This window comes from bacterium, from assembly GCA_021372775.1.
Classification (GTDB): Bacteria; Acidobacteriota; Polarisedimenticolia; order J045; family J045; genus JAJFTU01.
In genome coordinates this window covers 1-11,210 of record JAJFTU010000275.1, presented here as the reverse complement: position 1 = coordinate 11,210, position 11,210 = coordinate 1, and the positions used below count along the sequence as shown (strand labels likewise).

The window sequence follows — 11,210 nt, the reverse complement described above, 5'->3', positions numbered from 1 at the left end:
TCATCGCGCTGCTGCTGACGATCGCGATCATCGGGATCTACGTCGAATTCACCCATCCGGGGCTGATTCTGCCCGGGGTGGTCGGGGTGACGGCGCTCCTGATCTTCCTCTACGGCAGCCAGGTGCTGCCGGTGCGGTACTTCGCCGCGGCGCTCGTCGCCTGCGGCGTCGTCGCTTTCGTGCTCGAACTGAAGATCGTCTCGCACGGCCTGCTGACGATCGCGGGGGTCGCCTTGACCGGACTGGGGCTGTTTCTGCTCTTCCCGGCGGACATTCCCGGGCTCGCCATTCCGTTGGTCTGGCTCGGTCCGCTGTTTCTGGTGCTCGTCGGCACGCTGATCGTCGTGACCCGGATCGTCCGCCGGGCGCTGCGCGCGCCGCTGGCGACCGGGCGCGAGGGCTTGGTCGGCGAACTGGGGACGGCCCAGACGGACCTCGCGCCGGAGGGGCGGGTCTTCGTGCACGGCGAAACGTGGTTCGCCCGCGCCGCGGAAACGATTCCGCGGGGGACGCCGGTCCGGGTCGCGGGGAGCGAGGGTCTGGTTCTCGTCGTCGAGCGGGCCGACGCGGCCCCGCGCGGCGCGGAAGGGCCGCGGACGCGGCCGGAGGGAGAAGGGAATGACTGAGTTCGTCACCGCCGTCGGTCCGGGGCTGATCGTCCTGATCATCGTCGCGATCTTCCTGATCTCGCAGTCGATCCGGGTGCTGCCGGAGTACGAACGGGGCGTCGTCTTCCGCCTCGGCCGGCTGCGCGCGCACGACTACGGCCCGGGGTTGTTCTTCCTGATCCCGGTGATCGACCGGATGGTCCGCGTTTCGCTGCGGACCGTCGTGCTCGACATTCCGCCGCAGGACGTGATCACGCGGGACAACGTGTCGGTCAAGGTCAACGCCGTCATTTACTTCCGCGTCTTCGACCCGCGGCAGGCGATCGTCAACGTCGAGAACTACAACTACGCCACGAGCCAGTTTTCGCAGACCACCCTCCGCTCGGTCCTCGGACAGGTCGAGCTGGACGGGCTGCTCGCCGAGCGCGACCGGCTCAACCAGCAGCTCGCCGACATCCTCGACAAGCACACCGAAGTCTGGGGGATCAAGGTCTCCTCGGTCGAGGTGAAGCAGGTGGACCTGCCGGAAGAGATGCGCCGCGCGATGGCCCGCCAAGCCGAGGCGGAGCGCGAGAAGCGGGCGAAGATCACCCACGCCGCCGGCGAACTCGAGGCGGCCACGAAGCTCACCGCCGCCGCGACGGAAATGTCGGCGAACTCGATGACGCTGCAGCTGCGCTACCTGCAGACGCTGACCGAGATCGGAGCGGAGAAGAACTCCGTGATCGTCTTCCCGGTCCCGGTCGATCTGTTGAGCGCGATCATCGGCAAAAAGAAGCTGGAGGACTGAGGCGATGGGAGACGCGCGTCCCGCGGATCCGCGTCTGCTCGAGGCGGCGCTCGCCGCGACCCGGCGGCTCGATCCGCGCGGGTGCCTCGAGGAATTGGCGCGGGGCGCGCTCGACCTGCTCGGCGGAGCGTGGGCGCTCGGATATCTGCTGGGCGACTCGGGCGAGGACCTGGAGTGCGTCGCCGCCGTCGGGCGCCGCGAGCCGGCCGATCTGGCGCGGGACCTGCCGACGCTCGACGCCGGGCTGATCTGGCATCTCGCGCCGCACGGCCCCGCCGTCCTCGAGCAGGCCCGGGTGCTGCTCGCCGAGAACGCCGCCGCCGGACTCGGCGAACAACTCGGGCCCGGGCTGCTGATCCCTCTCGGCGCGGGCGGGGGCTGCTCGGGTCTGCTGCTCGTCGTCGCGGCCGCCGGAGAGCGGTTCGGCGAGGGCGCCGCGGATCAGGCAAGCGCCCTCGCGCGCGAGGCCGCGCCGGCGCTCGACAACCTGCGGACCGTCGCCTCGCTGCGCGAGCTGGTGATCCGCGACGACACCGCCGACTGCTACAACCGGCGCTACCTCGACCACACGCTCGAGGACGAAGTCGAGCGGGCGCGGCGGTTCGGCGGGCGTCTGGCGGTGATCTTCCTCGACATGGACAACCTCAAGGAGGTCAACACGGCCCACGGCCACGCCGCGGGGTCGCGCGTCCTCTACGAGGCGTCGGTGCGGATCGGCGCCTCGATCCGCAGCATCGACAAGCTGTTCCGCTACGGCGGGGACGAGTTCGTGATCATCCTCCCCGGCACGGGACTGGACGGGGCGCGGGAGGTCGCGGAGCGCGTGCGGCGCGAACTGGCCGACTTCCCGTTCACGCTGCCCTCCGGCGTGCAGGCCGCCGTCAGCGCGTCCTCCGGCATCGCGGCCTGGCCGGAGCACGGCCCGGCCGGGCGCGCGGTCGTCGCCGCGGCCGACAACGCGATGCGGGCGGTGAAGTTCCGCGGCAAGAACTCGGTCGGCATGGCGCCGGCGCCCGGGGCGGGCGATGCCGCGGCGCGCTGAGCGCGGCGAGGGCGGGCGGACGGTCGAGTTCGAGTTCCGCCTCGGGCATCTCGTCGGCCTGCTGATCCTGGTCGCGGCGCTGGTCCTCTCCTTCGCGCTCTACTGGCGGGCCGAGCGGCGCCGTCCCGCGGCGCCGACGGCGGCGCCGGCGGCCGTCGCGCCGAAGAGTCCGGGACCGGTCGAGGACGTCGGGGCGCAGGGCAACGTCTTCGACCGCGGCGGGGCGGAGTCGCTCGACCGCTCGCGGCAGGTGACGCGCGAGGCGGGCGGGAACGGCCTCGAACTGGATCTCGGCGACTACACGCTGCGCGACGCCGCGGAGCGGGTGCGCGCCGCGGCGAAGAGCGCGGGGTTCGAGGCGAACGTCGTGATCGTCCCCGGAACGACGGCCCGGTTCCGCGTCGTCGCCGGGCCGTTCGCGAACCGCGCCGAGGCGGACCGCGCCGCCGGAACGCTCGGACGGATCCTCGGCCGCCCCGTCAAGCCGCGCTGACGAAACCCCGGCGCGGTGGGCGGGAGGGGGCGGAGGCGGTTAACCTTCCCGCGATGAAAATTCCATTCCTTTCGCGACGTCCCGCGACCGGCCGCGCCCCGCGCGCGGCGCGGTGGGGGCAGACGTGGCTCGGCGGCCCGGCGCGGCTGGCGCTGGCGCCGCTCGCCGGCGCCGCGCTGGCCCTTTCGTTTCCGACGCCCGGCTTCTGGCCGCTCGCGCCGGCGGCGCTCGGCGCGCTCTTCGCGCTCTTCGTCACCGCCGCCCCGCGGCGCGCCTTCTGCGAAGGGCTGCTCGGCGGCGGCGTCTTCACCGCGCTCCTCTGCCGCTGGTTCGCCTCGGTCCTGATCGACTTCACCTCGCTTGGCCGCGGCGTCGCCGTCGCGGCCTGCGTTCTCGCCGGACTGATCATCGGCACGCTGATCGGCGCCTTGGCGTGGTTCGTCGCAAGGATCGCCGCGCGGCGCGGCCGCGGCGTCGCGCTCGCGTTCGCGCCGCCGCTCTGGCTTGCCCTGGACGCGCTGCGGGAGACGTTTCCGTTCCCGTTCCCCTGGGGCTCGCTCGGCGCGGCGTGGGCGTCGTCGCCGGTCGGTCCGCCCGTCGCCGCGGTCGTCGGCGTCTACGGCCTCTCGCTCGCGCTCCTTTACGGCGCCGCGCTTTGCGCCGCGCTCTATCTCGGGCGGCGCCGCGCGGCGCTGGCCGGGCTCGGCGTCTGGGCGGGGCTGATGCTCGGGCTTGCGCTCGGCGGGCAGGCGGCGCAGAACCGGCTGGGGCGCGGCCCCGAGCTGCGGGTCGCCGCGGTGCAGGCGTCGCTCGGCGAAGCCGGCGATCCGCTCGGTCATTGGGACGCCTACGAGAAGCTGACGCGCGAGGCGGCCCAGCGCGGCGCGAAGTTCGTCGTTTGGCCCGAGTCGGCGGTCCCGTTCCGGATCGACGACGACGCGGCCTACCGCGCGAAGATCGAAGGGCTGGCGCGCGAACTGGGCGTGGACGTGGTCGTCGGTTCGGTGACCGCGGCGCCGGCGGGCGGCTACCACAACAGCGACGCCCTCGTCTCGGCCGACGGCCTCCTCGGCGGCGTGCAGCCGAAGCGGCGGCTCGTCCCGTTCGGCGAGTACCTGCCGCTGCGGCCGCTCTTCGGGCGGGTGCCGGTCATCGCTTGGGAGATGGGCGAGGACTTCAAGCCGGGGGACCGCACCGTGGTTCTCGCGGGGCGGCACGCCAAGGTCGGCGCGCTCGTCTGCTACGAGGGCGCCTACCCCGCGCTCGCCGCGGACCTCGCGGAGCGGGGGGCGCAGATCCTGGCCAACACGACGAACGACTCGTGGTTCGGCGCCTCGGCCGGCCCGCCGCAGCATCTGCGGCACGTGCTGCTGCGCGCGGCGGAGACCGGCCGGCCGATGGTCCGCGCGGCGAACAGCGGCGTGTCGGCGATCGTCGATCGGCGCGGACGGGTCGTCGCCTCCTTGCCGATCGGCGCGCGGGGCACGATCGTCGCCAACGTGGAGCTCGGCGCGGGCGTCCCGCCCGGGGCGGCGGTCGGCGGAGGGGTCGAGACGGCCTGTGCTATAGTCGCCGCCGCCGCGATTCTCGCCGGTTTCGCGCTGGGCCGCGCGCCGCGGCGCGCGCCCGTTCCGGACATATCAAACGACGTTCCCGCGCCCGCGCCGGCGCGGGGCGAAGGACCGAACAATGCGTGACGACCTTCTCGACATCTGGAGCAAGCTGACGAAGCGGGCCGAGCCGCTGCGGGGGTATCTTTGACACTTCCGCGGCGGAGAAGCAGCTCGCCGAAATCGACGAGCGTCTGACCGACTCCGGCATCTGGAACGACCAGCAGAAGGCGGCGGAGCTGAACCGCCAACGCTCGGGGCTCGCGGCGCGGCGCGACCGCGGCAAGAACCTCGGCGCGTTGCTCGGGGACGGCGAAGCGCTCGTCGAACTGGGCCGCGAAGGCGAAGCCGTGGACGACGAGCTCGCCGCGACGCTCGACCGGCTCGAGAAGGCGATCATCGACGTCGAAGTGGCGACGATGCTCTCCGGCGAGGAGGACCACCACGACGCGATCATCGACATCCACTCCGGCGCGGGGGGCGTGGACGCGCAGGACTGGGCCGAGATGCTGCTGCGGATGTACGTCCTCTGGGCGGAGCGGAGCGGCTACAAGACCGAGCTGATCGACCGGCTCGACGGCGAAGGGGCGGGGATCAAGAGCGGCACGCTGCGCGTGCTCGGCCCCGACGCGTTCGGCTGGCTGAAGGCGGAACGCGGCGTCCACCGGCTGGTCCGGATCAGCCCGTTCGACGCCAACGCCCGGCGGCAGACGTCGTTCGCGGCGGTGGACGTCATCCCCGAAGTCGACGACACGATCGAGATCAAGATCGAGGACAAGGATCTGCGGGTCGATACCTACCGTTCCTCGGGCGCGGGCGGCCAGCACGTCAACGTCACCGACAGCGCGGTGCGGCTGACCCACTTGCCGACCGGGATCGTCGTCACCTGCCAGGACGAGCGGAGCCAGCCGCGCAACCGCGAGAAGGCGATGCACGTCCTGCGCGCCCGCCTCTACCAGCGGGCCGTCGAGGAGCGGGAAGCCGAGCGGGCCAAGGCGCAGGGCCAGAAGATGGAGATCAACTTCGGCAGCCAGATCCGCAGTTACGTCCTCGCCCCGTACCGGCTGGTCAAGGACCACCGGACGTCGTTCGAAATGGGGGACGTCGACCGCGTGCTGAACGGGGACATCACCGGGTTCATGAAGGCGTACCTGCTGTCCCGCGCCGAGTGAACGGGAAAGGGGTTTGTCTTTTCGGCCCGGGATCTCTATAACGTCCGGTAGGAGGATCGCCGCGGCCGGCCGGGCGCCGGCCGCGACAGAGACTGCGTGCTGACCGCGGAACAACTTCGTCCGGCGCTGGACCAGCGATCGCTCGAGGTCCTGAGGATCGTCGTGCGGGAGCACGTCCGCACCGGCGCGCCGGTCAGTTCGCGCGGCGTCGCCCGCCTCCATCCCGAACGGCTCTCTCCGGCGACGATCCGCAGCCTGATGGCCGAGCTGACCGAGCGCGGCTACCTCGAGCAACCCCACACGTCGGCCGGACGCGTCCCCACGGACCGCGGCTACCGCACGTTCGTGGACGGCGTCCTCGCCGTCGGCCGACGGCTGGCGCCGGGCGAGGCGCGCCGGATCGAGGAGATGCTCGTCTCCTCGCGCCAGGCGGAGGAGGTCTTCGCCCGCGCGGGTCGGCTGCTCGGCGCCCTCTCCAAGCAGGTGGCGGTCGTCGTCCCGCCGGACGTCGAGGCGGCGACGCTCGAGCACGTGGACTTCGTGCGGGTCGCGCCGCGACGCATGGTCGCGGTCTTCGTCGCCCGCGGCGGCGTCGTGCTGCACCGCTTCGTCGAACTGGACGAGGAGCTGACGCAGGAAGATCTCGACCGGGCGGCCGGCCGGCTGGCCGAGCATCTGGAAGGGCTGACGCTCCCCGAGGCGCGGCGTCGCCTCGCGTCGTCGCTCCGCGCCGACGAGGAGTTCGCCGGACGTCTGGGGCGGGAGACGTCGGCGCTGCTGCTGCGGCTGCTCGAGTCGCCGTTCCCGGGGGAAGAAGGGGCGGTGATCGTGGACGGCGCCTCGCGCCTGCTCGACGCGCCCGAGTTCGGCGACGTGCAGCGGCTCAAGGATCTGCTGCGGACGATCGAAGAGAAGTCGCGCCTGGTGCGGCTGCTGGACGACTGCCTCGCCTCGCCGGGCGTGACCGTGATCATCGGCTCGGAGGCCAAGGATCCCCAACTGGCGGCGGCGGCGCTCGTCGCCAGCCCCTACCGCGCGGCGTCCGAGCGGTTCGGGCTGGTCGGCGTGCTCGGCCCCCGGCGGATGGAATACGCGCGGGCGGTGGCGCTGGTCGACCACGTCGCCCGCACGTTGTCGGCGTTGCTGGACGAGAACGGCCGGCCGCGCCCTCGGGAGGAATCGTGAACGGAGAGGGCGGCCGCGAGCCCGAGTTCGAAATCCTGGAAATCGTCGGCGTCGAGGAGCCGGAGAGCGCGGCCCGCCGCCACGCGCCGGCCGGTCCGGCCGTCGCGTCGCCCACCGGCCCGCAGCCGGTCCGCCGGCCGCCGATCGCCGAGGCGGAGCTGGCGCGGCACGCCGCCGCCCGGATGCTGCTCAAGGAGATGCTTCCCTCGCTCGAGGCGCTCGAGAACTGCATTCGGCAGCGGCCCGACCACGAACGGCTGGAGCAAGGCGTGCGGATCGCGCTGCGGGGACTGCTCGACGTCTTCCGCGCGCACAAGCTGGAGCGGATCGAAGGGGACGGCATGCCGTTCGATCCGCGCTTCCACGAGGCGGCCGAGATCACGCCGAGCGCGCGCGTCCCGGTGAACACCGTGCTCGAGACGCTGCGGCCCGGCTACATGCTGGGGGGCGAGTTGGTCAGGCCGGCGTTGGTGCGCGTCTCGGTCGAGGAACGGCCCGCGGGGCCGGCGAGGAACGGTCGATGAGTCGAATCGTGGGGATCGACTTGGGGACGACGAACTCGGTCGTCGCCGTGATGGAGGGGGATCACGCGGTCGTCATCCCGGCGCGCGAGGGAAGCCACACGGTTCCCTCGATCGTCGCCTTCTCCCGCCGCGGCGAGCGGCTCGTCGGTTCGCTCGCCAAGCGGCAGGCCGCGACCAACCCCGAAGGGACGTTCTACGCGATCAAGCGGCTGATCGGGCGCAAGCGGGCCGATCAGGAAGTCGACCAGGCGGCGCGGCTCGCGCCGTACCACATCGTCAGCGCGCCGAACGGCGACGCCGCGGTGCAGTGCGGCGACCGCGTGCTGAGCCCGCAGGAGGTCTCCGCGGCGGTCCTGCAGCACCTGCGGGAGACGGCGGAGGAATACCTCGGCGAGAAGATCGAAGACGCGGTGATCACCGTCCCCGCCTACTTCGACGACAGCCAGCGGCAGGCGACGCGCGACTCGGGGCGGATCGCGGGGCTCAACGTCCTGCGGATCCTCAACGAGCCGACGGCGGCCAGCCTCGCCTACGGCGTCGGCGCGGGCGCGGGGGACCGGATCATCGCCGTCTACGACCTCGGCGGCGGCTCGTTCGACATCTCGATCCTCCGCCTCGCGGAAGGGGTCTACGAGGTCCTCGCGACCGCCGGCGACACCTTCCTCGGCGGCGAGGACTTCGACCAGCGGATCATCGCCTGGATGGCCGACGCCTTCGCGCAGGAGACCGGCGTCGATCCGCGCGGGGACCGTCTGGCCCTGCAGCGCCTCAAGGAGGCGGCCGAGAAGGCGAAGTGCGAGCTCTCGCGCGAGGAGGTGAGCGAGATCCAGCTGCCGTTCCTCGCCTCGACGCCGAAGGGCCCGGCCCACTTCGTGCGCGCGCTCTCGCGGAACGAGTTCGAAGGGCTCGTCGGCGACCTCGTCGAGCGGAGCCGCAAGCCGTGCCTCGACGCGCTGCGGATGGCCGGCATCGGCCCGAGCGACGTCGCCGACGTGCTGCTCGTCGGCGGGCAGACCCGCACGCCGCTGGTGCAGCGGATGGTGCGCGAGATCTTCGGCCGCGAGCCGAACCGCCAGGTCAACCCGGACGAGGTCGTGGCGCTCGGCGCGGCGATCCAGGCCGGCATCCTCCGCGGCGACGTCAAGGAGATCGTCCTGCTCGACGTGACGCCGCTCTCGCTCGGCGTCGAGACGCGCGGCGGGGCGTTCGTGAAGATGATCGAGCGCGGCGCCACGGTGCCCTGCCGGCGGAGCCGCGTGTTCACGACGACCGCCGACAACCAGAGCAAGGTCGAGATCCACGTGCTCCAGGGGGAGCGCGAACTGGCCGGGGCGAACAAGAGCCTCGCCCGGTTCGAGCTGGTCGGCATCCCGCCCGCGCCGCGCGGCACGCCGCAGATCGAGGTCTCGTTCGACATCGACTCGAACGGCATCGCCTCGGTGTCGGCGAAGGACCTCGCCACGGGGTTGGAGCAGCAGATCGTCGTCACCCCGACCTCGGGGCTCACGCCGATCGAGATCGAGCGGGCGATCCACGACGCCGAGGCGTTCGCCGAGGACGACCGGCGGCGGATCGCGGCGGTGCGGCTCAAGGCGCGGCTGGAGGGGATGACCACCAGCAACGAGAAGACGTTCCGCGAGTTCGCGACGCTCCTCTCCGAGGCGCAGCAGCAGGGGATCGAGGCGATCCTCAAGCAGGCGAAGACGGCCCTCACGACCGACGACGCCGACGTCGTCCAGGCGGCGCTGGAGCAACTGTCGGAGGTTTCGCGGACCCTCGCCGAAGTGGCGTTGTACGACCCGAACCACTGAGCGCCGGGGACGGCCGGCGCCCCTGTTGCGCCGGGGGGACGGGGCCGCGCCGCTCACGGCGGCGCGCCCGCGCCCCGGCGATTAAACTTCCGCTTCGATGGACGACAACAAGGACTTCTACGCCATCCTCGGCGTCGAGCGGGACGTCTCGCCCGAGGAACTTAAGAAAGCGTTTCGGCGCAAGGCGCTCGAACTGCATCCGGACCGCAACCGCGACCGCGCGGACGCGGAGGAGCAGTTCAAGCGGCTGAACGAAGCGTATTCCGTCCTCTCCGACCCCGACAAGCGGGCGCGCTACGACCGCTTCGGCGTCGAGGGCGTGTCCGGAAACGGCGGCTACGGCCACGTCGATCCGTCGGTGTTTCAGGACATCTTCGGCGGCGGCTTCGGCGGGCTGGAGGATCTCTTCGCCTCGGTCTTCGGCGGCGGCGAGATGTTCGGCGGCGGGCGGAACGCGTCGTCCGGGGCCCGCGGCGGCGCCGACCTGCGCTACGCGCTGGAGATCGACTTCAAGGAAGCGGTCTTCGGCACGGAGGTCAAGTTGCGCCTGCCGCGCCGCGAAACCTGCAAGACCTGCAGCGGCGGCGGCGCGGCGCCCGGCGGGCTCGCGACCTGCCGCACCTGCCGCGGGGCGGGGCGCGTCGCCTCCCGCATGGGGTTCATGCAGATCGCCCAGACCTGCCCGCGGTGCGGCGGGCGGGGGCAGACCGTCGAGCGCCCCTGCGCCGACTGCGGCGGCGCCGGACGGGTCCAGAGCGAGCGGACGGTCGCGGTGCGGGTTCCGGCCGGGATCGACGACGGGATGCGTCTCCGGGTGGCCGGCGAAGGGGACGGCGGCGTGATGGGCGGCCCTCCGGGCGACCTCTACGTCGACGTCGCCGTCCGTCCGCACGAGGCGTTTGTGCGCGACGGCGCCGACGTCCACTCCGAGCTGCGCGTCTCCTTCTCCGACCTCGCGCTCGGCGGCTCGTTCGACGTCGAGACGGTCCACGGCGCGGAGACGGTCGATCTCCCCGCCGGAACGGAGCCGGGAAGCGAGATGCGCCTCAAGGGAAAGGGCGTCCCGCGTCTCGGCCGGCGCGGCCAGGGGGACCACGTCCTCCACGTCGTGGCCAAGGCGCCGAAGAAGCTCGGCGCGGACGAGCGGAAGCTCTGGGAGGCGCTGCGAGTCCTCGAACGGGGCGGGACGAACGGCGCGGACAAGTCGATCCTCGACCGGGTGAAGGAGCTCATCGGTGGCGAATGATCGGACGGTGCTGCCCGGCGCGTGGCGGCGCGTGAAGGTCGTGCTCCCGCGGGAGCTCGAGGACGAAGCGGTCGGGCTGGTCGCGGTCGCGGGCGGGGACGGCGCGCAGACGACGGCCGCGGGGCGCGGCAGGATCTCGCTCGAGGCGTGGTTCGACGACGTCGATTCGGCCCGCGCCGCGCAGCGGCTGCTGACCGCGCTCGAGGGGGCGGTCGTCGAGGCCGGGGAGCCGCAGGAAATCCGCGATCCGGGATGGCTCGAGGCGACGCTCGTGCCGCGCGGTCCGCTGGCCGCCGGCCGGTTCGTGGTGCTCGACCGCTCGGCGCAGCTCGCCGGGTTGGCCGAGGACGCGATCCCGATCGTCCTGCCGCCGGGCCGGGCGTTCGGCACCGGCGAGCACGCGACGACGCGGATGTGCCTCGAGCTGATCGGCCGCCACGCCCGCCCCGGGCGTCCGACGCTCGACGTCGGAACCGGTTCGGCGATCCTCGCGATCGCCGCGGCGAAGCTGGGCGCGGCGCCGGTCTTCGCGCTGGACAACGATCCGACCGTCCTCGACGTCGCGCTGGAGAACGTCAACCTCAACGGCGTGGGGGAGCGGGTGACGGTCGCCGCCGGCTCCTGGCCGCAGGTGCCGAAGGGGGCGCGCTACGGCCTCGTCGTCGCCAACATCCACCGCACCGCGATCGTGCGCGGGGCGCGGCCGATGGCGCGGCGGCTCGAGCCGGG

General features: G+C 72.7%; 11 protein-coding genes. All 11 read left to right on the top strand.

Annotated elements, in window-relative coordinates; translation table 11 throughout:
• A partial coding sequence (locus LLG88_09695; GenBank protein ID MCE5247176.1) for a nodulation protein NfeD occupies nucleotides 1–626 on the top strand: 626 nt, incomplete at its 5' end.
• Nucleotides 619–1,398 (top strand): slipin family protein, encoded by a 780-nt coding sequence (locus tag LLG88_09690; GenBank protein MCE5247175.1) that lies wholly within the window; start codon nucleotides 619–621, stop codon nucleotides 1,396–1,398. The genes LLG88_09695 and LLG88_09690, both read left to right, overlap by 8 nt.
• 4 nt (nucleotides 1,399–1,402) lie before the next feature.
• Nucleotides 1,403–2,440, top strand: a complete 1,038-nt coding sequence (locus tag LLG88_09685) for a diguanylate cyclase (GenBank protein MCE5247174.1) — start codon at nucleotides 1,403–1,405, stop codon at nucleotides 2,438–2,440.
• Nucleotides 2,424–2,933, top strand: coding sequence for an SPOR domain-containing protein (locus LLG88_09680; protein MCE5247173.1), 510 nt, complete (start codon nucleotides 2,424–2,426; stop codon nucleotides 2,931–2,933). Before LLG88_09685 ends, LLG88_09680 begins: the two co-directional genes overlap by 17 nt.
• Nucleotides 2,934–2,986: 53 nt before the next feature.
• A complete protein-coding gene (gene lnt / locus LLG88_09675; protein ID MCE5247172.1) occupies nucleotides 2,987–4,630 on the top strand; it encodes an apolipoprotein N-acyltransferase in 1,644 nt (547 codons plus the stop codon).
• A protein-coding gene (gene prfB / locus LLG88_09670) for a peptide chain release factor 2 (GenBank protein ID MCE5247171.1) occupies nucleotides 4,623–5,715 on the top strand; the annotation gives its coding sequence in 2 pieces (ribosomal slippage) (nucleotides 4,623–4,688 and nucleotides 4,690–5,715; 1,092 coding nt in all). The genes lnt and prfB overlap by 8 nt, the downstream gene beginning before the upstream one ends.
• 96 nt (nucleotides 5,716–5,811) lie before the next feature.
• Nucleotides 5,812–6,900, top strand: a complete 1,089-nt coding sequence (gene hrcA / locus LLG88_09665; protein ID MCE5247170.1) for a heat-inducible transcriptional repressor HrcA — start codon at nucleotides 5,812–5,814, stop codon at nucleotides 6,898–6,900.
• Nucleotides 6,897–7,424, top strand: a complete 528-nt coding sequence (gene grpE / locus LLG88_09660) for a nucleotide exchange factor GrpE (protein MCE5247169.1) — start codon at nucleotides 6,897–6,899, stop codon at nucleotides 7,422–7,424. Before hrcA ends, grpE begins: the two co-directional genes overlap by 4 nt.
• Nucleotides 7,421–9,235 carry a molecular chaperone DnaK gene (gene dnaK, locus LLG88_09655; GenBank protein ID MCE5247168.1) on the top strand — a complete coding sequence of 605 codons (1,815 nt, stop codon included), beginning with the start codon at nucleotides 7,421–7,423 and terminating at the stop codon, nucleotides 9,233–9,235. Before grpE ends, dnaK begins: the two co-directional genes overlap by 4 nt.
• A 97-nt stretch (nucleotides 9,236–9,332) precedes the next feature.
• Nucleotides 9,333–10,481 (top strand): molecular chaperone DnaJ, encoded by a 1,149-nt coding sequence (dnaJ, locus tag LLG88_09650; GenBank protein ID MCE5247167.1) that lies wholly within the window; start codon nucleotides 9,333–9,335, stop codon nucleotides 10,479–10,481.
• Nucleotides 10,471–11,210: 50S ribosomal protein L11 methyltransferase (locus LLG88_09645; GenBank protein MCE5247166.1), on the top strand; the 740-nt coding region annotated here is incomplete at its 3' end. The genes dnaJ and LLG88_09645, both read left to right, overlap by 11 nt.